16 protein-coding genes and 1 pseudogene are annotated in these 23,352 nt (G+C 74.9%); 10 read left to right on the forward strand and 7 right to left on the reverse strand.

The genetic code is table 11. The features are described from left to right. Positions 1 to 24 precede the first annotated feature (24 nt). Together ACIBEC_RS16780 and ACIBEC_RS16785 are read right to left on the reverse strand one after the other, a co-directional pair. On the reverse strand, positions 25 to 993 hold the full coding sequence (locus ACIBEC_RS16780) for an alpha/beta hydrolase (RefSeq protein WP_360503053.1): 969 nt from the start codon (positions 991 to 993) through the stop codon (positions 25 to 27). A 167-nt stretch (positions 994 to 1,160) separates the two neighbouring features. Beyond that, positions 1,161 to 4,670 (reverse strand): S8 family serine peptidase, encoded by a 3,510-nt coding sequence (locus ACIBEC_RS16785; RefSeq protein ID WP_360503050.1) that lies wholly within the window; start codon positions 4,668 to 4,670, stop codon positions 1,161 to 1,163. Between the two features lie 441 nt (positions 4,671 to 5,111). Between ACIBEC_RS16785 and ACIBEC_RS16790 the strand changes: the two genes are divergently transcribed. Both ACIBEC_RS16790 and ACIBEC_RS16795 read left to right on the forward strand, forming a co-directional pair. Then, complete coding sequence (locus tag ACIBEC_RS16790) at positions 5,112 to 5,402, forward strand: hypothetical protein (RefSeq protein WP_360503047.1); 291 nt, start codon at positions 5,112 to 5,114, stop codon at positions 5,400 to 5,402. Between the two features lie 166 nt (positions 5,403 to 5,568). Continuing rightward, complete coding sequence (locus ACIBEC_RS16795; protein ID WP_360503099.1) at positions 5,569 to 7,365, forward strand: S8 family serine peptidase; 1,797 nt, start codon at positions 5,569 to 5,571, stop codon at positions 7,363 to 7,365. A gap of 33 nt (positions 7,366 to 7,398) precedes the next feature. On the opposite strand, the gene ACIBEC_RS16800 is transcribed toward ACIBEC_RS16795, so the two are convergent. Continuing rightward, entirely contained in the window at positions 7,399 to 7,596 is a 198-nt protein-coding gene (locus ACIBEC_RS16800; protein ID WP_360503044.1) for a hypothetical protein, read from the reverse strand. Between the two features lie 213 nt (positions 7,597 to 7,809). Between ACIBEC_RS16800 and ACIBEC_RS16805 the strand changes: the two genes are divergently transcribed. The 3 genes from ACIBEC_RS16805 (at position 7,810) to ACIBEC_RS16815 (ending at position 10,206) form a co-directional block, all read left to right on the forward strand. After that, positions 7,810 to 9,225, forward strand: coding sequence for a D-alanyl-D-alanine carboxypeptidase family protein (locus tag ACIBEC_RS16805; protein WP_396287957.1), 1,416 nt, complete (start codon positions 7,810 to 7,812; stop codon positions 9,223 to 9,225). A gap of 52 nt (positions 9,226 to 9,277) precedes the next feature. After that, positions 9,278 to 9,691, forward strand: coding sequence for a PPOX class F420-dependent oxidoreductase (locus tag ACIBEC_RS16810; protein ID WP_360503041.1), 414 nt, complete (start codon positions 9,278 to 9,280; stop codon positions 9,689 to 9,691). Positions 9,692 to 9,807: 116 nt separating this feature from the next. Next, complete coding sequence (locus ACIBEC_RS16815) at positions 9,808 to 10,206, forward strand: NTP pyrophosphohydrolase (protein ID WP_360503038.1); 399 nt, start codon at positions 9,808 to 9,810, stop codon at positions 10,204 to 10,206. A gap of 13 nt (positions 10,207 to 10,219) precedes the next feature. Here the strand turns inward: ACIBEC_RS16815 and ACIBEC_RS16820 are convergent, their stop codons facing one another. Next, positions 10,220 to 11,923: a TROVE domain-containing protein gene (locus ACIBEC_RS16820; protein ID WP_360503036.1), complete on the reverse strand. Its 1,704-nt coding sequence runs from the start codon at positions 11,921 to 11,923 to the stop codon at positions 10,220 to 10,222. Positions 11,924 to 12,284: 361 nt separating this feature from the next. Between ACIBEC_RS16820 and ACIBEC_RS16825 the strand changes: the two genes are divergently transcribed. From ACIBEC_RS16825 to ACIBEC_RS16835, 3 genes are read left to right on the forward strand one after another with little or no spacing between them, the layout of a single operon-like run. Then, the gene (locus tag ACIBEC_RS16825) at positions 12,285 to 12,446 is read left to right on the forward strand and encodes a hypothetical protein (protein WP_360503033.1); all 162 of its coding nucleotides are present in this window, start codon (positions 12,285 to 12,287) and stop codon (positions 12,444 to 12,446) included. Then, the gene (locus ACIBEC_RS16830; protein WP_360503030.1) at positions 12,443 to 14,794 is read left to right on the forward strand and encodes a heavy metal translocating P-type ATPase; all 2,352 of its coding nucleotides are present in this window, start codon (positions 12,443 to 12,445) and stop codon (positions 14,792 to 14,794) included. The genes ACIBEC_RS16825 and ACIBEC_RS16830 overlap by 4 nt, the downstream gene beginning before the upstream one ends. Next, the gene (locus ACIBEC_RS16835; RefSeq protein WP_360503028.1) at positions 14,791 to 15,333 is read left to right on the forward strand and encodes a copper chaperone PCu(A)C; all 543 of its coding nucleotides are present in this window, start codon (positions 14,791 to 14,793) and stop codon (positions 15,331 to 15,333) included. The genes ACIBEC_RS16830 and ACIBEC_RS16835 overlap by 4 nt, the downstream gene beginning before the upstream one ends. Positions 15,334 to 15,421: 88 nt before the next feature. Here the strand turns inward: ACIBEC_RS16835 and ACIBEC_RS16840 are convergent, their stop codons facing one another. Beyond that, complete coding sequence (locus ACIBEC_RS16840) at positions 15,422 to 16,300, reverse strand: universal stress protein (RefSeq protein WP_360503025.1); 879 nt, start codon at positions 16,298 to 16,300, stop codon at positions 15,422 to 15,424. A 334-nt stretch (positions 16,301 to 16,634) separates the two neighbouring features. Here ACIBEC_RS16840 and ACIBEC_RS16845 point away from each other — a divergent pair, with 334 nt between their 5' ends. Continuing rightward, positions 16,635 to 17,921, forward strand: a complete 1,287-nt coding sequence (locus tag ACIBEC_RS16845) for a histidine kinase (RefSeq protein WP_360503022.1) — start codon at positions 16,635 to 16,637, stop codon at positions 17,919 to 17,921. 13 nt (positions 17,922 to 17,934) lie between these two features. Here the strand turns inward: ACIBEC_RS16845 and ACIBEC_RS16850 are convergent. Then, positions 17,935 to 18,219: pseudogene (locus ACIBEC_RS16850) on the reverse strand (response regulator transcription factor); the annotation flags it as partial. A 654-nt stretch (positions 18,220 to 18,873) separates the two neighbouring features. Here ACIBEC_RS16850 and ACIBEC_RS16855 point away from each other — a divergent pair. Continuing rightward, positions 18,874 to 20,733, forward strand: coding sequence for a BTAD domain-containing putative transcriptional regulator (locus ACIBEC_RS16855; protein ID WP_360503019.1), 1,860 nt, complete (start codon positions 18,874 to 18,876; stop codon positions 20,731 to 20,733). 19 nt (positions 20,734 to 20,752) lie between these two features. On the opposite strand, the gene lanKC is transcribed toward ACIBEC_RS16855, so the two are convergent. Further along, positions 20,753 to 23,323, reverse strand: a complete 2,571-nt coding sequence (lanKC, locus tag ACIBEC_RS16860) for a class III lanthionine synthetase LanKC (RefSeq protein WP_360503016.1) — start codon at positions 23,321 to 23,323, stop codon at positions 20,753 to 20,755. Positions 23,324 to 23,352: the final 29 nt, after the last annotated feature.

Here is a 23,352-nt window from a genome sequence, read left to right on the forward strand (position 1 = left end):
CGGGGGTGCCGGCGGGAACGGGCGTCAGTCCAGCGACTTCAGGAAGTCCAGCAGCGCCTCGGTGACCTCGGCCGGGCGCTCCTGCTGCGTCCAGTGCCCGGTCTCCGGGAGCCGGACGTGCCGGTGCAGCCGAGGGGTCACGTGCTGCAGCAGGTACGCCACCACTTCACGCGGCACCATCGCGTTCACCAGGTCCTGCTCGCCGGTCACGTACAGCGCGGGCGCCTCGATCCGCCGGCCGGTGAACGCCGCCATCAGCTCGTTGTTCCGGTCGATGTTGCGGTACCAGTTGAGTCCCCCGGTGAAGGCCCGCTCGCCGTGCAGGGCGTAGTCGGCCGCGAAGGCGTCGATGTCCGCCTCGGTGAGCCAGGAGGGCAGCCGCTCCGGCTCCGGGATGGTGTCCAGCAGGCTCCCGCCCTCGGGGGCGACCCACGGCTTCGGTTCCCCGTCCGGGTAGGTGCCGCCGAGGATGCGGCGGAACGAGGCCTTGGGGTCGGCCGCCAGCTCGGCGTCGGCACGGCCGGGTTCCTGGAAGTAGATCTGGTAGAAGCCGTCGCCGAACTTCTCCCGGGAGGCCGCCAGCGGCGTCGGCCCGGACGGCAGCGGCGGCACGCTCAGCCCGGCGACGCCCCGCACCAGGTCCGGGCGCAGCGCCGCGGTGGCCCAGGCGACGGGGGCGCCCCAGTCGTGCCCGACCACCACCGCCTGCTCCGCCCCGAGCGCGCCGATCAGCGCCGTCACGTCGCCGACCAGGTGCAGCAGGCTGTACGCGTCCACGTTCTCGGGCTGCTCGCTGCGGGCGTAGCCGCGCTGGTCGGGCGCCACCACCCGGTAGCCGGCCTCGGCGAGCGGCGCGAACTGGTGCCGCCAGGAGTACCAGCTCTCCGGGAATCCGTGCAGCAGCAGGACCAGCGGCCCCTCCCCCTGCTCGGCGAGGTGCAGCCGCACCCCGTTCACCTCGACCTCGCTGTGCTTGATCGACTCGTACGACACGAAACTCACCATCCGCTAGGAAACGTCCGTCCGCTTCCGAACCTGCCCCGCCGACCGCCGTCGGAACCCCTCCTCGACCCCTCGTCCGCCCCGGACACAAGCAGCCGAGGCCGCCCCGGAATCCGGGACGGCCTCGGCCTCATCTGAAGCGATGGAGTGACTGAGCGTCAGTTCACCGTGTAGCTGTACGGGATCGCCGCGAGCACCGCACCGGTGGTGTTCAGGACGTTGTTGGCGGTGGCCACCCCGGTCGGGCCGGACACCAGGTACAGCACACCCTTGACCGTGCTGCCCTTCGGGCCGGTCGGAGTCAGGGTCACCTGCAGCGAGCCGGTGGCGCCGGGCGCGACGGTCACCGGGCTGGCGGCCTGGGCCGAGGCGTCCACCGAGGCGGCGTACGGGTCACCGGTGCTGGAGGTCAGCGCCGGGTCGAAGGCCTGGGTGTGCGCGGTGGCCGTGATGGTGGAGGTGCCGGTCGGGGCGCCGCCGTTGCCGAACGGGCCGATCTGCTGCACGAAGGTGCTCCAGTTGCCCGGGACGACCGGCTGCTCGGCTGTGCCGTTGTCGGTCACGACCGAGATGGTCGAGCCGTTCTGGGCCTTCTTCAGGTCGCCGAACAGGTCCGGCGAGCCGGTGGTGGCGCTCAGCTCGATCTGCGCCGGCGTCGAGGACGCCGCCACGGCCTTGAGCTGGTCGGTGCCCGGCGGCACCAGGAAGGACGGCACCGTGGAGCTGAGGCTCAGCGGCAGGTTGACGCTCGCCGAGGCGCCCTGCGGCACCAGCGGGACGTCCACCCGGCGGTCCAGGCGGCCGTCGGCGGCGATCTTCTGGGCCGCGACGGTGTTGTTGGTGTAGTTCACCTGGACGGTGACCGGCTTGCCGGCCGCCAGCTTGGTGTGCGCGTCGTTCGGCAGACCGGCCGCGGTGGCCTGGTTCTGGTTGAACGCGACGGTGCCGGTGAAGTCCTGGGCGAGCTGCTGGCCGCTGACCGGGCCGAGCACGTTCAGGACGAACCGCCAGCGGCCGGCGGCCGGGTTGACGGTGGTGGCCGAGACGCCGGCCGAGGTGCCGGTCAGGTTGCCCTGGGCGTCGAACTGGCCGTTGCCCTCGATGTCGATCGGGGTGCCGTTCGGGCTGATCAGCGCGCCCTGCATGAGCAGGTTGGCGTCCTTGCCGACGGTGACGCCGACCCGCAGGTCCTTCTGGCCCTTCGGGACGTCGAAGCCGTAGGTGAAGCTCTGCGTCGGCGAGGCGCTGCGGCCGTTGCCACCGGTGATGGAGCCGGTGAAGGTGCCCTTGCCCTGGTTGACCGGGACGAGGCTGCGCAGCGTGACCGGGACGCTGGTGGTGCTGCCGTTGGAGCTGGAGACGGTGATCGCCTCGCTGGAGTCACCGCTGGTCGCCGGGGTGGTCAGCTGGACCTTGAGGGTCTTGGTCTGACCGGGCTGCAGCTCGGTGGTGCTCGGGCTCACGGCGCCGGCCGGCACCGCGCGCTGGGTGGCGGTGCCCAGCTGGACCGGGCCGGTGAAGCCGGCCTTGCCCGCCGGGGTGTAGAGGATCGCGGTCCACTCGCCGGCCACCGGGTGCGGGACGTCGACCAGGCCGAAGTTCGCCGGGGTGGCGCCGCCCTGCGGACGGGTGTTGGTCTCGAAGCGGCCCGACGGGTCGAGCAGCGTCATGCGGACGACCGGGCCGTTGGTGACCGGGTTGGGCGCACCGTGCCAGGCGATCGAGGCCGCGAGGCGGTCCGCGCCGGCCGGGACGGTGAACTTGACCTGCTTCTGCACCCAGTTCGTACCGTTGGTGGCGTACTTGAAGGTGTCCGTCGAGGACGAGTCCAGCTGGACGGTCTGCTGGTTGCTCGACTGCGGGGCGAAGCCGCGGGTCGCGGCGCTCACCGTCTGGGGCTCGTCACTGGTGTTGGTGACGGACACGTCGGTGCTGTGGGTCGAGCCGGGGGTGCCGGCGATGTCGACCTGGCCGGTGTTGACCACGACGGTGTTGGCGCCGTCGGTGCCGTCCCCGTCGTCGTAGCCGCGGGCGGCCTCGACGGCGGCGCGGACGTTCAGCAGGCCGGCGCCCTGCTCCTCGGCGGGGACGCCGAGGTCGCTGGCGGTGCCGGTGAGGAACTTCTTCACCAGCGCCGGGGTGGGCGAGTCGCCGCCGTGGGTGTCGCGGTAGGCCTGGATGACCAGGGCCGCGGCACCGGTGACGAACGGGGCGGCCTGGCTGGTGCCACCGAAGGGCTGGATCGGCGAGGCCTTGCCGTTGAAGCCCGAGCAGTCGGTGTACTTGGTGAGGTCGGGGGAGCAGAGCGCCCAGTCCGACTCACCCGGCGCGACCAGGTCGACGGTGCGGCCGGCCTGGGTGAAGCCACCCGAGGACAGCGCGGAGATACGGCTGTTGTTCCAGGTCTTGTTGGAGAACTGGGAGGCCGCGTAACCGGTCTGCTGGTAGTTCTGGTTGTCGGTGGAGGCGCCGACCGAGATCACGTACGGATCGGTGGACGGCGTACCGACGGTACCGCTGATGCCGGCGTCACCGGAGGAGACGGCGACGGTGACACCGGCCTTGACGGCCTGCTCGTTGAAGAGCGAGATGGTGTCGTGCGCGCCGCTGTCCGGGGTGACGTTGCCGCCGAAGGACTCGTTGAGCACGTCCACGTGGGCGACCCGCACCGCGTAGTCGATGGACTGCAGGATCGACGAGTTGGACATCAGCTCGCCGCCGGCCTTCAGGGCGACCAGGTCGGCGTCCGGGGCGAGGCCGCGGATGCGGATGTTGCAGCCGGCCGGCAGCGGGTGCGAGGCGTTGACGAACTGCGAGACGTCGTAGGTCTGGCGGCCCTGGGCGATGACCGCCGAGGCGTCACCGAAGGCCTCCGCCGCGCCGGTCGGCGCGTCCCAGCCGTCGCCCGCGAAGTCCTTGTAGTCGACCACAGCGTGCGAGCCGTCGGCCCGGATGAAGTCCGGGTTGTTCGGGTCGAGGCCGTCCGCGATGTAGGCGACCTTGACGCCCTTGCCGGTGGCGAGGTTCTCCACACCGGGCTTGCCGTTGCCGGTGTAGGCCCGGACCGAGTACAGACCCTCGGGCTCCAGCAGGGGCTTGCTGGGGTCGGAGGGGCAGACCGTGTTGGTCGCGTTCTCCTCGGCGCCCTGGCCGTTGCTGCCCGAAACGGCCTGCGGAGCGGCGGCGGCCTTGGGCGCCTTCGCGCCGTCGGCGGCCGCGGAGTCGGCGGCGTCCTTGGTCTGCTTCGCCTTGCCGGCGGCTGCCGGGGCGACCTGGACCTGGGTGTCCGCCACCACGGAGGAGACGGCCGGGTCCGCCTGCAGCTGGGCGCGCAGGGCGGGGCTGACCGTGGCCGAGAAGGCGTTGCCGACCACGAAGCTCTTGATGTTGGTACCGCCGGCCGCCTTGACCTTGTTCAGCAGCGGCGCCTGCGAGGAGGCGGTCTTCTGCTGACGGGCGCCCAGGTGACCGTGGTCGGCCGGGGCGTCCGCTATCTGGTCCTTCAGGATCACGATCACCGGCACCGGGGGCCCGTCCGCGGACGCCGCCTGGGCGTTCTGCGGGTCCGGGGTCGGAGCTGCGTTGGCGCCGGTCCCGAAGCTCAGGACCATGGACGCGGCGGTGACCGTGACGGCAGCTGCTAGCTGGGTTTTCCGCCAGCCGATCATGGACATCCTTTCGTCTGTTTTATGGCTGACGCAATCCAACGCACCTGAACGCGATCACGACAAGGGGGTAAATCCCCATCAGAAAGTAAAGTTGACCATCACTCGGTAAAATTCGCGGGCGGAAATCGGGCCGAATCCACATCTTTCAGCCAATCGGCCTCGCCCGGCACCGGACGCTCCCGCACCCGGGATTCCCGTGGCGAACTCCGGACACTGGCGAAACCTCGCCACCGGGCTGACCACATGTCGACACCGCGACATTCCCTTCCCCGCCGTCCGCTGCCGAAACCAGACCCGGCGCGGCGGGGAGGAGGCGCTCTGCACCAGGGACATCAGGTAGGCCCGGCACCAGCCCATTCAATTGGTCACTTTTACTGTATAAACAGTTTTCTCCGGAGGCGATAATGTGCGCCGCCAGGAGATTCCGGATGACCGTCCGTCATGGCCGCGCTCGCGAGGCGCGCCGTAGGCGAACGACTCGGCCACACCACGATGCCGCTCTACACGTACATGCCGGGAAAGGCCGGACGACTCGACCTGACGTACGACCGCGCACTGGCCCGACTCCCGGCCGATCCACCGCCCACGGACGACCGGCGCGCGGCCGTCACCGCCGACGCCCGCGTCGCCGGCGGCACCCCGGACGGCCACCGGGAGGCCTACGCCACCGGCCTCGACATCCAGCTCGACGGCAGCTCGGCGGGAGTGGGCGGCTCGACGGCCCTTCCGTGAAAAGTCGTCATGCGTAAAGCCTTCCCCAACTCCTGGCCAATCTGGCATGTTTCCTTCAATTCCTGTGCGCTCCCCCTCGCGCACGGGCCGGATCGGAGGACACGTGTCACCCCTGATATCCCGGCGGCTCGGCCGCCCGGCCGCCGCCCTCGCCGTCGCCTCGGCCATGGCGCTCGCCACCCCCACGGCATTCGCGACCGCCGCCCGCACGAGCACCACACCCGCCGTCCCCGGCAGCGCCACGGCAGCCGCCGCCCCGACGGCCGCGCAGGCCCCCACGACCGCCACGGGCACCGCCACCAGCCCCGGCACCGCCGCCGGTTGGGCCGCCGGCACCCGCGCCTACCTGGTGATCAGCGCACCCGCCGACATCGCCGCCGCCAAGAGCGCCGTCGCCGCGAAGGGCGGAACGGTCTTCGCGAGCTACGACACGATCGGCGTCATCGTCGCCCACTCGACCGGCACCGGCTTCGCCGCCGCGCTGCGGACCGTCCCCGGCGTCCAGCAAGTGGGCGCGACCCGCACCTCCGACGTGCCGGCCGACGCCTACAACCCGGCCCTGCCGGCCAACCCCGCCCAGTCGGCCACCACGCTCACCGAGTCCAACCGCTGGGACATGACCCAGATCAAGGCCGACCAGGCCTGGAACGTCACCACCGGCTCCCCCTCCGTCAAGGTCGGCGTGCTCGACACCGGCGTGGACGACCAGCACCAGGACCTCGCACCGAACTTCGACGCCGCCGACTCGGTCTCCTGCGCGTACGGCAAGCCCGACACCCGCACCGGCGCCTGGCGCGACGTGGACACCCACGGCACCCACGTCGCCGGCACCATCGCGGCCGCGAAGAACGGCAAGGGCGTCATCGGCGTCGCGCCGGGCGTGAAAGTCGCCTCGGTCCGGATCGCCGAGCCGACCAGCACCCTGTTCTACGCCGAGAACACCGTCTGCGGCTTCATCTGGGCCGGCGACCACGGCTTCAAGGTGACCAACAACAGCTACTACACCGACCCGTGGCAGTTCAACTGCCCGAACGACCTCGACCAGGCGGCCGTCATCGAGGGCGTCAAGCGCGCCCAGGAGTACGCCGAGGGCAAGGGTTCGCTGCAGGTCGCGGCGGCCGGCAACGCCGACTACGACCTGGCCGCCAAGACCACCGACACCGCGAGCCCGAACGACTCCACTCCGGTCACCCGGACCATCAGCAACGCCTGCCTCGACATCCCCACCGAACTCCCCGGCGTGGTGACCGTCGCTGCCACGGGCAGCGGCAGCGGCAAGGCCTCCTACTCCAACTTCGGCCGGGGTGTCATCGACGTCGCGGCGCCCGGCGGCGACGGCGCGACCGCCGTCTACTCAACCCTGCCCGGCGGCAAGTACGGCACCAAGAGCGGCACATCGATGGCTTCCCCGCACGTCACCGGGGTGGCCGCGCTGATCGCGAGCACCGACCCGTCGCTCACCCCGGCCGACATCCGGGCCCGTCTGGCCACCCAGGCCGACGACCTGGCCTGCCCCGCCGGGGACAGCCGCTGCACCGGCACCACCGCGAACAACGCCTTCTTCGGCGAGGGCCAGGTCGACGCGCTGAAGGCGGTCGGCGGCACGACCCCGCCCACCGGGAAGTACTTCGAGAACCCTGCCGATGTGGCGATCGCCGACAACACCACGGTGGAGAGCCCGATCGCCGTCACCGGTGTCACCGGCAACGCGCCCGCGGCGCTCAAGGTCGGCGTGGACATCAAGCACACCTACCGCGGTGACCTGGTCCTCTCCCTGGTCGCCCCCGACGGCACGGTCTACCTCCTGGAGGACTTCCCGGACAACGACAGCGCCGACAACGTCGCCAAGACCTACACCGTCAACGCCGCCGCGAGCGCGGCGAACGGCACCTGGAAACTCCGGGTGAAGGACGGCGCCTCCGGCGACACCGGCACGATCGACACCTGGAACCTCACCTTCTGACCCACCCTCGGTGCCTCGCCGCCCGCCGCCCGGCTATCCGCGCCGGGCGGCGGGAATCGCCAGCAGGACGCCGAGCACCAGCAGGGTGGCGTACCCGACGGTCTCGTGGCCGTCGGGCACCAGGAAGCGGACGAAGCCGAACAGCCGGAAGCCCCCGATCCAACCGGACAGCAGGCCGGAGGCGCCGCCGAGGATCAGCACGAAACCGAGGTAGCCGAGCAGGGTCTTCATACCCCCGACCCTAGGAATCCGCCACCGCCCGGACATCCGACTTTCGGCGCGACCGGGCACCACCAAAGTCGTGGGCCCGCGGCCACCCGGTCCGGAGCACCGTCCGGAGCTCGGCACGAAGCACCGTCCGAAGCTCGGCACGAAGCACCGTCCGAAGCACCGGACGGAGCAGCAGGCACGGCGGCCCGGCGGCGGCCCGGGTACGTTCGCCGTGTGCAGCCCACGCGCATATCGAAGAAGTCACCGTACGTCACCAGGGCCGCGGCCGGTGCCGCCGCCTCGGCCGCCCTGGTACTCGCCATCGGCGCTCCGGCGGCCCTCGCGGCCTTCGGGCAGGACGCCGCCGGCGCCGCCGGTGTCGTCGGCGGGCAGCGGCTCGGCAGCCCGGACGTCCAGGTCGCGCCGCTCGCCGGGGCGCCCGCGCTGCCGTCCGCGCTGTCCGGCCGGTCCTGGCTGGTCGCGGACGCCGGGACCGGCGAGGTGCTCGCCGCCCGCAACGCCCATCTGCCGCTGCCCCCGGCCAGCACGCTCAAGATGCTGTTCGCGGACACCGTGATGCCCAAGTTCGACCGCTCGCTGGAGCACCTGGTCACCCCGGCCGAGCTGGCCAACCTCGGTGCCGGCAGCAGCCTGGTCGGTGTCAAGGAGAACCTGCCGTACCGGGTCGAGGACCTCTGGCGGGGCGTCTTCCTCAGCTCCGGCAACGACGCCGTCCACGTCCTCGCGCACATGAACGGCGGGCTCCAGCAGACCGTCGCCGAGATGCAGGCCCGCGCCGGGTCACTGCAGGCGAAGGACACCAAGGTGGTCTCCCCCGACGGCTACGACATGGACGGCCAGGTCACCTCCGCCTACGACCTCACCCTCTTCGCCCGCGCCGGGCTGCGCAACGCCGACTTCCGCTCCTACTGCGCCACCCGCACCGCGCACTTCCCCGGCGGGCTGGACAAGGTCACCGGCCAGCGCACCAGCTTCGACATCGCCAACACCGACCGGCTGCTCGGCAAGTACCCGGGCCTGATCGGCGTCAAGAACGGCTACACCACCAACGCGGGCGCCACCTTCACCGGCGCCGCCGAACGGGGCGGCCGGACCCTGCTGGTGACGGTGATGCACCCCGAGGCACAGGGCAAGGTCTACGACGAGGCCGCCAGCCTGCTCGACTGGGGCTTCGCGGCGGCCGGCAAGGTCCAGCCGGTCGGGCAGCTGGTCGAGGACACCGGCGCCCCGGCCTCCTCCCCCGCGGCCTCCGCCTCCCCCGGGGTCCCGGAGGCCGCGGCCGGCTCCCAGCTGCCGCCGTGGTCCCGGGCACCCGTCCTCAGCGGCGACGGCCCCGGCATGGCCCCCGCCGTCTGGACGGCCGCCGTCCTCGGCACCACCCTCGCCGTCTGGGCCACCGCCCGTACCGCCGCCCGCCGACGCACCGCGCCCGCCCACGCCCCGGCCACCGCCCGCGCCTCCTCCGCTGCCGCCACCACCCCTGCCTCCGCTGTCCCGGTGCACCGCGGCGGCGCGACCGCCGTGGGCGGCGCCACCGGCATCGGAGGCCACGGCCGGCGCCGGCTGACCCGCCGCGCCCGCGCCATGCTGCGCACCGCCCGCACCACTCGCACCCGCCGGACGCGCTGAGCCCGCCGACCTGCGGCCCGGTCCGCGGCCGGTCCCCTCTAGACTTCCGGCCATGACCACCCCCGACCCCTCCGCCGCGGACCGGCTCGCCCGGATCGTCCAGCTCTCCGCCGGGAGCTACCTGCTCGTCACCACGTACAAGAAGGACGGCACCACCGTGCCGACCCCGGTGTGGGTGGTCCGTGACGGGGAGGCGCTCGGCATCTGGACCGTCGCGGACTCCTGGAAGGTCAAGCGGATCCGCAACCGCGCCGACGTGCTGGTCGGCCCGTGCGACGTCAAGGGCCGGCCGACCGGTGCGCCGTACCCGGCGACCGCCGAGATCCTCGGCCCCGAGCGCACCGCCGCCTACCGCACGCTGCTGCGCCAGAAGTACGGCCTGCTCGGCGTGCTCACCCTGCTCGGGAGCCGGCTGCGGCGCGGCGAGCGCGGCACCGTCGGCATCCGGATCACGCTGGCGGACTGACGACGGGTACGGGTACGGGCCCGTCGGCACGCCACCGGGCCTGCCGGGCCTGCCGGGCCTGCCGGGGGTGTCGCCGGTTCGGCCGGGGGCGGTCCGGGGTGGCAGGCTTGGCGGCCATGGGAGAGAACGAGGGCGCGCCGACCCTGCTGGTGGTGGACGGCGCGAACGTGGTCGGGTCGGTGCCCGACGGCTGGTGGCGGGACCGACGGGGCGCCGCCGAACGGCTGCGGGACACGCTGGTCGCCGTCGCCGGACGGGGGCTGCCGGACCGCCCGGGCCCGCTGGAGGTGGTCCTGGTCGTGGAGGGCGCGGCCCGGGGCCTCGCCGGGCTGCCGGAGGTTCGGGTGGTGGAGGCGAGCGGCAGCGGGGACGACCGGATCGTCGAGCTGGTCCGGGCGGCCCGCGCCGACCACCCCGAGCGGGACTGCCTGGTGGTCACCGCCGACCGCGAACTGCGCGCCCGTGTCGGCGCGTTGGGTGCCACGGTGACCGGGCCGCGCAGTGTGCGGCCCTGAGGTTCGGCCCTGATCACTCCCAGGGCCAGGCGGCGGCTTGGCCGCGTTCGAGCAGCGGGATGAGTGTGAAGGACGCGTCGCTGAGGCCGCCGAAGGTGTAGCGCCGCGGGCCCGGGGCGGTGTGGCCGGTGGCGTAGCCGGCCAGGTTCCAGGTGTAGACCGGGACGTCCTCGGGGACGGGTTCGAAGACGTCGTACGGCGCCCAGTGGGTCTGCTCGTCGGTCACCACGACCACCCGGTCGTGGTCCCGGTAGTGCGTGCGGACCGCGGCGGCCGTGGAGGTACCGCCCAGGTTGCGGAAGCGCCGCAGGGTCTGCAGCACCGACGGCTCCGGTTCGACCACCCGGCTGCCGCTGCCGAACTGGACGAGGTCGGCCTGTTCGGCCCGCAGGGCGAGCGCGGTGCCGAAGATGGCGGCCGTGTCCGCCCGGTTGAGCTGGGTCCGCGCCGAGGGCAGGTCGAACATCGAGCCTGAGCGGTCCACCAGCACCAGTGTGCGGCCCGGCAACGCGGGCACCCTGGCCAGCGAGTGGCCGAGGGCGGTCTCCAGGGCGCCGGCCCAGCGCGGCGAGCGCGTGGCGCGGTGGGCGGCCAGGAAGCGGAACGGGAACTGCCGGGACCGCCGCACCTCCTCCGGGTCGGCGACCCGGCGGGCCACCTCCGCCGCCACCTCGTCGCCCACGCCCGCCTCGTCGAAGTTGCGCAGGTTGCGGACCAGCGCCATCGGCCCCATCGAGGGGATGACGGCCTCCCAGACGGCGGCGTCCAGCGGGCCCCGCAGCCAGCCGGCCAGGGCCTCCCAGGTCATTCCGGCCTCGGCGAGGCGGTCCGCGCCGCCGGGGTCGGTGACCCGTGCGCGGCGGTCGGCCTGCGGAACACCGAGCAGGGCGTGGTGGGCGCTCAGCAGGCCCTCGTCGGCGGGCGGCAGGGCGCGCTCCGGGTGGTGACGGCGGTCCAGGGCGTAGCGGAACAGCGCGCCCTGCCAGGGCTTGGCCGGGTCGGGCGCGGGGTGGGTGAGCTCCAGGACGTCGCCGAAGCGGTAGCGGTGCGAGGGAGTGTCGTACTTCAGCAGGGCGCGGCCGGTGTAGAGGCGGCGGACGGCGTCGCCGATGCCGCGGCGCAGCGGCTGGGGCAGCCGGCGGCCGTACCGGGCGGTCCAGTGGGCCAGCAACTCCCCCGGCTCGTCGGGCCGTTGCAGCACGGCGTCGACGGCCTGCCGGGAGTACCCGGCGGCGCCGGCGGCGCTCCGCGCGTGGACGAACTCGGCCGCCCCGACCAGTGCGGCGGTCCGGATCCGGGCCTCGGCGCGCAGCCAGCGCAGCAGGCCGAGGGTCCACAGCGGGTCGCTGACGGCCTGCTCGCGGATCAGGCGGAGGTAGCGTTCGTCGCGCTCGACGGCCGCTTCGTAGAAGCTCTCCTGCCCGAACAGGTGGGAGACGGCGAGGAGGAACAGCTCCGACTTCGGCTCCCGGACGTACCCGGTGCCGCCCTGGTGGTTGATGACCGCCCCGCCCGGGCCGAGCGTCCCACTGGGGGCGGCCTTCCTGCGCGAGATCACCGGAGGCGGTGCACACCGCAGGTGCCGGACCTCCGGGATCGGCCACTGGCCGTCGGTGGCGAGTGGGGAGGACACCCCGCGCCTGGTGAGTCCCGGTAGTTCTCGCTGGATCTCGGCCCTGGTGGCGGCCTTGGTCCGTTGGCGGCTGAACCGGGTCATGCAGAAGTCCCCCTGGTGGGTGGTCAGGCTGAGGCGCGGAGGGGTGGAGAGAGGCGGGGATGGCGGGGCTGAGGTGCGGGGCCGAGGTGTGCGGGCGCACGCCGGGACGGCGCCTCCCGGGATCAGAAGTGGCACCGGTGGCACTTGTTTTTGTCAGGAAGTAACCGGGGCCGGGCGCATCGGGAGGCGCCGTCCCGGACGCTACCGGGTCGGGCCCCGGTCCGTCATCCGAATTGTTCGGCTGGTTCGCGCGGGGACTTCGCCGGGGGATTCGCCAGGGGATTTCGGAGCGTACGGGAACCGATCCGGGGGTCCGTCCGACTGCTGTGGGGTGAGTGCGAAATCGCCGGGTGTCCGGCCGTTGAGTGTGCTGGCGGGGTTCGCCCTGCTGCTGGTGGTGGTGTTCGTGGTGGCCTACGGGGTGGGCCGGCAGGTGGGGCCGGTGGCGCCCGGGCTGCGGCCGGGCAGCGGGGGCGGGGCGTCGCCGGGGATGGACGGGCACGGCATGGGCGGGATGCGATGAGCGCCGTCGCGGGGACCGACGCCGACGCCCTGGTGTCCACCGATCTGGCGGTGGGCGGGATGACCTGCGCGGCGTGCGTGGGCCGGGTGGAGAAGCGGCTGGGCCGGATCGACGGGGTGACGGCCGGGGTGAACCTGGCGACCGGGCGGGCCCGGGTCCTGCACCCGGCCGACGTGTCGGCCGCCGACCTCGTGGCGGCCGTCGAACGGGCGGGCTACACCGCCGCGTTGGCGCCGGCCGGGGTCCCGGTCGGGGCGGCGGCGGAGGAGCCGGACGAGCGGTGGCGGCTGCTGGTGACGGCGCTGCTCGCCGTCCCGGTACTGGTCCTGTCCATGGCGCCCGGGCTGCAGTTCACCGCCTGGCAGTGGGTGTGCTTCGCGCTGGCCGTCCCGGTGGTGACCTGGGGCTCGGCCGCGTTCCACCGCCGGGCCTGGCAGGGGCTGCGGCACGCGGCGGCGACCATGGACACCCTGGTCAGCCTGGGTGTGGTGGCCTCCTTCGGCTGGTCGGCGTACGCACTGGTGTTCGGCGGGGCCGGGGATCCGGGCATGCGGATGCCGTTCTCGCTGACCGCCGACAGCGGCGGCACCGCGCACGTGTACCTGGAGGCGGCGGTCGGGGTGCCGCTGTTCGTACTGGCCGGGCGTCTGCTGGAGGGCCGGGTGCGCCGACGCAGCGGTTCCGCGCTGCGGGCGCTGGCCGAGCTGGGCGCCAAGCAGGTGTGCCTGCGGCAGGCGGACGGCGAGGAGCGTCTGGTACCGATCGAACTGCTGCTGCCCGGGCAGGAGTTCGTGGTGCGCCCGGGCGAGCGGGTGGCCACCGACGGGGTGGTGGTCGAGGGCGGTTCGGCGCTCGACCTGAGTCTGCTGACCGGGGAGAGCGTGCCGGTCGAGGTCGGCCCCGGGGACCGGGTGGCGGGCGCGACGGTGAACGTCGGCGGCGCGCTGGTGGTCCGGGCCACGGCCGTCGGCGCGGACACCCAGCTGGCCCGGATCACCGCCCTGGTGGCGGACGCCCAGGCCGGGAAGGCGCGGGCGCAGCGGCTGGCGGACGCGGTGGCCGGGGTGTTCGTGCCCTGTGTGCTGACGGTCGCGGCCTCCGTGCTGGGCTTCTGGTTGGGCGCGGGCGCGGCCCCACAGGCCGCGGTGACGGCGGCCGTCGCGGTGCTGGTGGTGGCCTGCCCGTGCGCGCTCGGGCTGGCCACGCCGACGGCGCTGCTGGCGGCGACCGGGCGGGGCGCGGAGCTGGGTGTGCTGGTGCGCGGCCCGGAGGTGCTGGAGAGCCTGCGCCGGGTGGACACCGTGGTGATGGACAAGACCGGGACGCTCACCACCGGCCGGATGGAACTGACCGCGGTGACCACGGCCGAAGGAGCTGCGGCCGAGGGCACTGGGGCCGACAGCGCCGCGGCCGACAGTGCGGCGGCCCACGGCGGTCCGGCCCACGGCGCCGGCGAGGAGGAGGTGCTGCGGCTGGCCGGCGCGGTCGAGCACCGCTCCGAGCACCCGATCGGCCGGGCCGTCGCGGCGGCGGCCCGGGAACGCTGCGGCGACCTGCCCGCCGTGGACGGCTTCGCGGCCGCCACCGGCCTCGGGGTGTCCGGGACGGTCGAGGGCCGGGCCGTCCGAGTGGTCCGCCCGGACGGCATCGCGCTGCCCCCGGCCCTGGCCGAGGCGGTGACCCAGGCCGGGAACGCGGGCCGCACCGCCGTCCTGGTCGAGCTGGACGGGTGCCCGGCGGCCGTCCTGACGGTCGGCGACACGCTGCGCTCGGGCAGCTGGCGGGCGCTGCACCGGCTGCGCGGGATGGGCCTGGAGACCGTCCTGCTGACCGGGGACGGCCCCGGCGCCGCCCGGGCGGTGGCGCAGGAGCTGGGCATCGAGCGGGTGCACGCCTCGGCCTCGCCCGAGCACAAGGCCGAGGTGGTGGCCGAACTGCGCGCCGCCGGACGGACCGTGGCCGTGGTCGGCGACGGCGTCAACGACGCGGTCGCGCTGGCCTCGGCCGACCTCGGGGTGGCACTGGCCTCGGGCAGTGACGCCGCGATCGGCGCGGCCGGACTGACCCTGGTCCGCGGCGACATCGAGGCGGTGGTGGACGCCGTACGGCTGGCCCGGCAGACCCTCGCGACGATCCGGGCCAACCTGCTGTGGGCTTTCGGCTACAACCTGGTGCTGATCCCGCTGGCCGCGGTCGGGCTGCTCAACCCGATGCTGGCGGCGGTCGCGATGTCGCTCAGCTCGTTGCTCGTGGTGGGCAACAGCCTGCGGCTGCGCACCTGGGAGCCGGGGCGGGGCGGTTCGGCGCGCGGGACGGGCCTCGACCGCCGGAAGGGGGCCCGGCGATGAGCGCACGGGAAGGAAGCCCGGCGACGACCGCGCGGAAACGGGTCTCGGCGATGGGTGCGCTGGAGCGGCTGAAGGTCGTCGGCCCGCCGGTCGGCGCGGCGGCGCTGGCGCTGGTCCTGCTCACCGGGTGGACGGCGGTGGGCGGGGCCGGCCGGACCCGCCCGGTGGAGGCCGGGCCGGGCTGGGTGCTGCTGCCGACGGCGGGCGCGGCCACGGCCACGTCGGCCTTCTTCACGATCCGCAACCCGGGTGACGTGCCGGACGAACTGACCGGCACCAGCTGGGAGTTCGGCGGGAGGATCACCCTGAAGCGGCACCTCCACCAGGGCGCGGCGGGCCGCTGGGAACCGGCCACGGCCCTGCCCGTACCGGGCGGCGGCGAGCTGGCGATGTCCCCGGAGGACGCGGACCTGATGATCGCCGACCCGCCGCCGCTACGGGCCGGCCAGTGGGTGGAGTTCACCCTCGTCTTCCGCCACAGCCCCGAACTACGGCTCAGGGCCCAGGTACTGGCACCGGCTGACCGGCCGCGCAACTAACCGACGGGCTCCATGCGCCGGCCCCCGGCGGGCGACAGCCGTTCGGCTCTGTCTCCCGCCGGGGGCCGGGAGCCCCGCCGTGGTCGCCTCACTCGTGCGGGACGACCGCCACCGGCGCCTCCGCGTGATGCAGCACCGCGTGCGCGACCCGGCCGAGCCGGGGGCCGAACTCGGCCGGGCGGTGGCGTCGGCCGACGACGACCAGCGCGGCCCCGGCCGAGGCCTCGACCAGCGCGCGGGCCGCGCCCAGCCGGACGTCCTCGACCACCGCGACGTCCGGGTACTGCTCGCGCAGCCCGGCCAGGGCCAGCGAAAGCAGCTTCGCCTCCAGCGCCTCCAACTGGGCGACCTCACCCTCCGGGACAGCCCCGCCCGCGTAGCCGAACAGCGGCGGCAGGTCCCAGCCGTGCACCGCCCGGACCCGGGCACCGCGCAGGGCGGCCTCGCGGAAGGCGAAGGCCGACACCTCCTCCGCCGGGCTGTGCCCGTCGACGCCGACCACCACCTCCTCCGCCGCCGCCTCCGCACCCTCCTGGGCGTCGCGCACCACGACCACCGGCACCGGGCTGCGCCCGGCCGCCGACCTGCTGACCGAACCGAGCAGCAGCCCGGTGAAGCCACCGAGGCCGCGCGAACCGAGCACCAGCAGGTCGGCGTCCGCGGCGGCGGCCACCAGGCCGTCGACCGGCGCGTCCAACACCGCGTCGGTCTCCACGGCCAGCTCCGGGTGGCGCCCGCGGATCTCCTCGGCCGCCTCGGCCAGGGTCCGCTGGACGGCGTCGGGCAGGTCGTCGGGCTCGGCGTAGGAGGACACCCCGTCGGTCAGCCACGGCCACGCGTACACCAGCCGCAGCGAAGAGCCCCGGCGCACCGCCTCCGCCGCGGCCCAGTGCACGGCGGCCGTGCTCTGCTGCGAACCGTCGACTCCGGCCAGCACGGTCGACGTCGACTCGCTCCGCTCGCTCATGAACGTTCCTCCAGGTGTCGTCAGTCGGCGGTTCGGCACGGGACACGGCGCGCGCTGACGCCCCGTCCGCCTCCCCATCCTGGCAGCGGCGCCCGGCCCCACGACAGAGGCCGCAGGGCCCTCGGCCACGGGACGAAAGGCCCGCCCGACGGAGCCTACGACCGACCCCGCCGTGCACCCCGCCGACACCCGGGCACTACCGTGAACGGGACATTCCCGCTGGTCGGACGGCGCCCGCGCCGGGCCGGAGCAGAGGCCGGGGCAGGGGTGGTGGGCCGGCGGCCTCGGTGGGCTTCCCGTCGAACCACCCGGCGATGCACACCTTCCTGGGGGGGTGCCGGTGCGGGTGCACGGCGAGGTGTTCGGCAACCTCTACCTGACCGACAAGCGCGGCGGGCTGGACTTCGCCGAGGACGACGAGGCGGTGATCGCCACCCTGGCGGTCGCGGCCGGGGTGGCGATCGACAACGCCCGGCTGTACGAGGAGACGCAGCAGCGCCAGCGCTGGCTGCGGGCGAGCACCGAGATCACCCGCAGCCTGCTGTCGGGCGCGCCGCGCCTGGAGGTGGTCGAGCTGATCGCCCGGCGGGCCCGGGAGATCTCCGGCGCCGAGCCGGCTGACGTGTCGGTGGCGCTGGCCGGCCCGCGGGAGCGGGCCGAGGAGCTGACCGTGGAGGTCGCGCTGGGCGGCACCCCGTCGGCGCGGCTGGGGGTGACGGTGCCGGTGGACGGCACGCTGTCCGGCGCCGCGTACGTCTCCGGTTCGCCGGTCGCCAGTGACGAGCCGGCCTGCGACGCGCGCTTCCCGGCCGGCCCGGCGGGCCGCTTCAACGGGCTGGGTGCGGCGGTGGCGGTGCCGCTGGGCACCGGCGCCGGGTACGGGCGGGGCGTGCTGCTGCCGGCCCGGGCGCAGGGGCAGCCGGCTTTCGGGCCGGAGGAGACCGGCCCGCTGCCGGGCTTCGCGGACCAGGCCGCGCTCGCTCTGGAGTTGGCCGAACGGCGGCGCGACGCCGAGCAGTTGAACCTGCTGGAGGACCGTGACCGGATCGCCCGGGACCTGCACGACCTGGCGATCCAGCGGCTGTTCGCGACCGGGATGACGCTGCAGAGCGCGGGCCGGCTGATCGAGAGTCCGGCGGCCGCGGACCGGGTCGCCCGGGCGGTGGCGGACCTGGACGAGGCCACCAAGATCATCCACTCGACCCTCTTCGGCCTGCGCGCCCACAGCGAGCCCGACCACGGCCTGCGCGCCCGGGCTACCCGGGTGGTCACCGATGCGCAGGGACCGCTCGGCTTCGCACCCCGACTGAGCATGGAGGGCCTGCTGGACACCGACGTGCCGCAGGAACTGGCCGAGCACGTGGTGGCCGTCCTGGCCGAGGCACTCAGGAACGCCGCCCGGCATGCCCGCGCCTCCCGGGTCGAGGTGACATTGCGCGCCCTCGCCGGGCGGGTGGTGCGGACCGTCACGGACGACGGCGTGGGCGTGCCCGAGGGCGGACGGCGCAGTGTCCTGCGCAACCTCGCCGAGCGAGCCGCCCGGGTCGGCGGGTCCTTCACCGTCGGCCCGGGCGAGGACGGCGGAGCCCGGCTGGCGTGGGAGGCCCCGATCGGGCCGTGAGGCCCCCGTGGGAGGAGGTGAGCATCAGGCAGGCGAGGTCGGGCAACCGGGAGCGCAGCTCGCGGCAGACCGAGACGCCGTCCCCGTCGCCCAGGCGGACGTCCAGCACGGCGACGTCGGGCCGCAGCGCCGGCACCCGGACCAGCGCCTGCTCGGCGGTCGCCGCCTCGCCGACCACCTCCAGGTCCGGCTCACCGTCCAGCAGGTCGTGCACGCCTCGGCGCACCACCTCGTGGTCGTCCAGCAGGAACACCCGTACGGGTGCCGGGGCCCCGGCGCCCTCGGCCTTGGTCGCCATCGCGCGGCTCCACCTTCGTCACCCCCGCCCACTCCCAGCGGGGCCCAGGGCATCATCGCCCACCGCGCGGCCGGGTCCCAGGGCCGAAGGGCCCCATTGCGTCGGGCTCGGCGGCTCTGCCACCACCTACCCACCCGCCTACCCAACACCCGCCCCGGCCCCGGGCCCCGACCGGGACCTCCCGACCGAGAGCTCCCGACCGAGAGCTCCCGGCCACACCCCTATCCGCTCGGGCTGCGCTCGCCCGGCTGCGGAGGCCCGGTCGAGAACCACCGGAACGCCGCCGTCCCGACGTCCCCGGACACCCGGCCGACGAACGCCCCCACACCACCCGCGCCCCGGGTCCCGCCGCCGCCCCGCACCCCGCCCGGCCTGCCGGAACGCCATCCGCACACCCCTACGGAACCACCCACCGATCCCATCCTCGGGCGCCCGAGCTGTGAGGGCGGAGTGCGCGAACCCGCCCGATTCCGTGCCCTTCAGTGCCGATCGACCGTCAAGTAGCCTGCGCGCACCGACGAACCGCCATCGCCGCTTTCGACGGACCGCCATCGCACCGCCCTCGAAGCGCCTTCGCACCGCCATCGCACCGCCCTCGAAGCGCCTTCGCACCGCCGAATGGCCACGCCCCGCCCTCGCCCCGGAGGTACGCCGATGCCCCTGGCCCAGACCGCCACCCCCGCCCGGCTGCGCTTCTCCGTCCTCGGCCCACTCGCCGGCGAGGCCGGCGGCCGCCCGCTGGCCCTCGGGCCGCTGAAGCAGCGGCTGGTGCTGGCCGTGCTGCTGAGCCGCGCCAACACGGCCGTGCAGGTCGACCTGCTCACCGACGCGGTCTGGCCCGAGGAGCCGCCGCGCACTGCCCGGAAGAACCTCCAGGTCTACATCTGCACCCTGCGCACACTGCTCGGCCGTGAGGACGGTCCCGACCGGCTGGTCCACTCGGCCGGCGGCTACCTGCTGCGGGCGGCCGAGCCCGAGCTCGACCTCCTGCGGTTCCGCGCCCTGGCCCGGGCCGGCCGGGCGGCCGCCGACGGCGGTGCGCTGGCGCCGGCCGCCCGGCTGCTGCGCCAGGCCCTCGACCTGTGGCAGGGCGCGCCGCTCGCCGACCTGCGGTCCTCGCCCGCCGTCGAGGCGGAGGCCCGGCGGCTGGAGGCCCGCTGCCTGGGTGTTCACGAGGACTGGGCGGAAACGGAGTTGGAGCTGGGCAACGCCGCCGCCGTCGCCGAGGAGCTGGCCGAGCTCGCCGAGCGCCACCCGCTGCGCGAGCGCCTCCAGGCGGCCCGGATGAACGCGCTGCACCTCTCCGGCCGACAGGCCGAGGCGCTCGCCGTGTACGACACCCACCGTCAGCTGCTCGCCCGCGAGTTGGGCCTGGAGCCGAGCCCCGCCCTGACCGCTCGCTACCGGGAGCTGCTCGCCCGTGGCCGGAGCGGGCCCGCTGCGGCCCGCCCGGAGCGCGGCGCCGCCCCGCACGGCGTCCTGCTGCCCGCCGACACCGCCGACTTCACCGGGAGGAGCGTCGAACTGCGGCAGTTGATCGCCGAGTTGGGCGAGGGCGGCGGACGCGTCACGGTGCTCTCCGGGCCGGCCGGCAGCGGCAAGACCGCGCTCGCCGTGCACGCCGGCCATCTGCTCGCCGACCGTTTCCCGGACGGCCGGCTGCTCGTCCGGCTGCGCACCGGCGACGGCGCCCCGCGCCCGCTGCCCGAGGTGCTCGCCGAACTCGCCACCCTGACGGCCCTCTCCACCCTCTCCACCCGATCCGGCGCCGCCCCCGTGGATCCCGCCCCGGCCGACCCCGGCCAGGCCGCCGCCCTGTGGCGCGCCTCGCTCGCCGGACGCCGGATGCTGCTGATCCTGGACGACGCCCCGGGCGAGTCCGTGGTCCGTGAGCTGCTGCCGGGCCACGGCCCGAGCGCCGTCCTGGTCACCTCCCGCAGCCAGCTCGCCGGCCTGGCCTCGGTGCACCGGATCACCGTCCCGCCGCTGGCCCCCGCCGAGGCCTTGGAGCTGCTCGGCCGCATCGTCGGCACCGGCCGGATCGGCACCGACCGTGCGGCGGCCGCCCGGATCGTGGACGCCTGCGGGCTGCTGCCGCTCGCCGTCCGGGTGGCGGGCACCCGGCTGGCCGTGCTGCGCCACCTCCCGCCGGCCGAGTACGCGGCGCGGCTGGAGGATCCGGCGGGCGCCCTGGACGAGCTGGTCGCCGGGGACGTCACCGTCCGCGCCCGCCTCGACTCCGGCTGGCGTGACCTCACCGACCAGGGCCGGCTCGCCCTCGCCCGGCTCGCCGCCCTGCCGCTGTCCCTGCTCTTCACCCTCCCGGAGGCCGCCGCCGCCCTCGGCCGCCCCGAGCGGCTGGCCCTGCGCACCCTGGAGTCGCTCACCGACACCGGGGCGGTCACTTCCCCCGTCGGCGAGGTCACCGCCCACGCCGCCCTCTACGCGCTCCCCCGGCTCACCCACCTGCACGCCCGCGAGCGCGCGGCCGCACCCCTGGACAACACATCCTGACGCACCGTCAGCATCCTGATCACCCCAGCGTCAGCAGGTCCAGCATGTCCCCGCGCTCCTCCTCCAGCCCCCACAACCCCAGCAGCACGCCCGCCGCCCCCGTGTGCAGGTCCGCCGAGAAGCGCCGCAGCCGCATCCCCGGCACCAGCAGCCCCTCGGGCCGTGCCACCAGGTGCCACTGCAGCCGCGCCACCTGCCCGGCCACGGCCTCCGGTGTCCCGCCCAGCCGGTCCAGCGCCAGCGTCAGCCCGGCCCGCCCCCGGAACAGCCCGGGCTCCCGGATGAACCCGGGCGCGCAGACCTTCCGGACGTCCGCCAGGAACGCCTCCCCGCCGGGCAGTTCGGCCGCCTCCAGGTACTCCCGCAGCACCAGGGCGATCCCGCTGCTCCCCCGGTCCAGGTACGCCAGCCGCCGTCCGGCCTCCAGCACCTGCAGCGACCCGTCCGGCACCCGGACGCACTGCGCTGTCGCCCGTTCCAGCGCGAGGCGCGCCGAGTCCAGCAGCCACGGCTCACCGGTGCGGCGGTACAACCGCAGCTGCAGCAGCGCGATGCCCGCCAGCCCGTACAGCAGCCCGGCCGCCGGGGGCGCGTCCAGCCCGTCCACCGTCTCGCCCCGGACCACCGCCGCCAGCTCGCAGGCGTCGGCCAGCGCGTCCGCCGCCTCCCGCCGGCTGTCCAGTGCCTCCGCCAGCCGTAGCCGGGCGAGCGCGGCACCGGCCCGGCCGCCGAACAGGCCGGCCTGGCGCGCCGGACGGGCCGTGCGCGCCCGGGCGACCAGTTCCTGCGCCGCCTCCGGCCGCCCCACCCGGGCCAGCACGACCGCGACGCCGAGCGGGCCGTCGTACAGCCCGGCCGTGCCCGGCCGGGCTCCGCGTCGGCGCAGCGCGGCGACCAGCCAGTCCGCGTACTCCTGCGGCCAGTCGGCGCCCGCGCGGTGCAGCGCGTACAGCACCCCGGCGGCGCCGTGGGCGACGCCCGTACCGCCGTCGGCGAACCCGGCCACGTCCCCGGGGAAGAGCCGGTCCGGCCGGTCCGGGGTGGCTCCCGCGTGGATGCCCGCGATCAGCTCACGCCGCGCCGGGGTCCAGGAGGGGCCGTCCAGCAGCTCGCGGCCCCGCCGCTCGCTCGCCGATTCCGTGCACGCCGTCAACGCCGTCCGCGCCCCTGCCGCTGCCCCTGTTCCTGTTCCTGTTCCTGGCCGCACCGGCCCCTCCTCCGGCCCGAGTCCGAACCACTCCCGCGCCCGCCGTTCCAGCGCCGCGAGCTTCCCCGGGTCGCGGTCGGCCAGCTCCAGCACCGGCATCAGCAGCATCAGCCAGGTCGCCCACAGCATGAACCGGTCCGCCTCGGCGCCGTCGAGGCCCGGCGGGATCCGCAGCCCGGCCGCGCCGGCCGTCGGCACCCGCCGGTCGTCCAGCTCCGCCGCGTACTCGAAGTCCACCAGCACCACCGAACCGTCCGGCCGGAGCATCACATTGGCCGGGTGCAGGTCCCCGAACCGCACGCCTCGCCCGTGCAGCGCGCCGAGCGCCCTCTCCAGCGCGGCGACCACCCCGCCGACCCACTGCGCGTACTCGGCGCGCTGCTCGGCCGTGCAGTTCTGGTGCACCAGCGGGTAGCGCCGGATCGCCTCGGTGAACAGCTGGACGCCCTCGATGTGCTCCTGCACCAGGAAGGTGTGCTCCCACACCGTCCGCACCTCGTGCAGCCGTGGCACGCAGTCCAGCCCGGCCAGCCGTTCCAGCGCCCACTGTTCGCGCCGCAGCCGGGTCGGCGCGTCCGCGCCGGCGGTGTCCAGTCCGGCGTACGGGCGGGCCTCGCGCAGCACCACCCGCTCCCCGGTGCCCGGGCGCTCGGCCAGGTAGATCCCGCCGGCGCCGGAGAACTGCAGCACCTCGAGGATCCGGTACGGCAGGTCCCCGGCGGCCGCGTCCCGCGCGGCCAGGTGCGGGCGCAGCAGCTCGGGCGGCTCGACCCACTCCGGGAGCCGGAACACCGGCTCCCGCGAGTCCGGCACCAGTTCCCCGGCGGGGTCGCGCAGCGCGGGCACCGGCCGGCCGGTCTCGTCCTGGCACCACAGTTCGACGAACGCGCCGTAGCGCGCGTACACCGGGGCGGTGCCGATCCGCAGGTCGGTCAGCACGTACGGCCCGGGGCGCCCCTCCAGAGCTTCCGCCAACTCTGCTGCCAGCCGCGCGAATTGCTCATCTGACCCCGGGTAGACGGTGATGAACTTGCCGCCGCTGCCGCGCCCGGTGAACTTGCCGTTCGCCACCCGCAACGCCGCCGCGCTGCGCAGGAATTTGAACGCCACCCGGTGCGTGCGGCAGATCCGCGCGACGACGGCCAGTGTGCCCTCGGCGCCGCCCTCCACCGCCGACACGTGCAGCTTCCAGCCCTGCTCCGGCAGCCGGACACCGTCGGGCCGCAGCACCGTCCACAGTGCGCGCTGCTCGCGCCGCCAGCCGTCGAGCGGCTCACCGAGCCCCAGCGGGTAGCGGCTCGCCCGGTCACGCAGCCGCCCGGGGGTGTCGTAGTACGTCGGGTCGGCGAGGCAGTACAGCTGGGTCTCGTGGGCGCCGGCCATGGCGCGCCTCCTCTTCCGGTTCCGGGCGG

The sequence above is a fragment of the Kitasatospora sp. NPDC051164 genome, assembly GCF_044455625.1.
Classification (GTDB): domain Bacteria; phylum Actinomycetota; class Actinomycetes; order Streptomycetales; family Streptomycetaceae; genus Kitasatospora.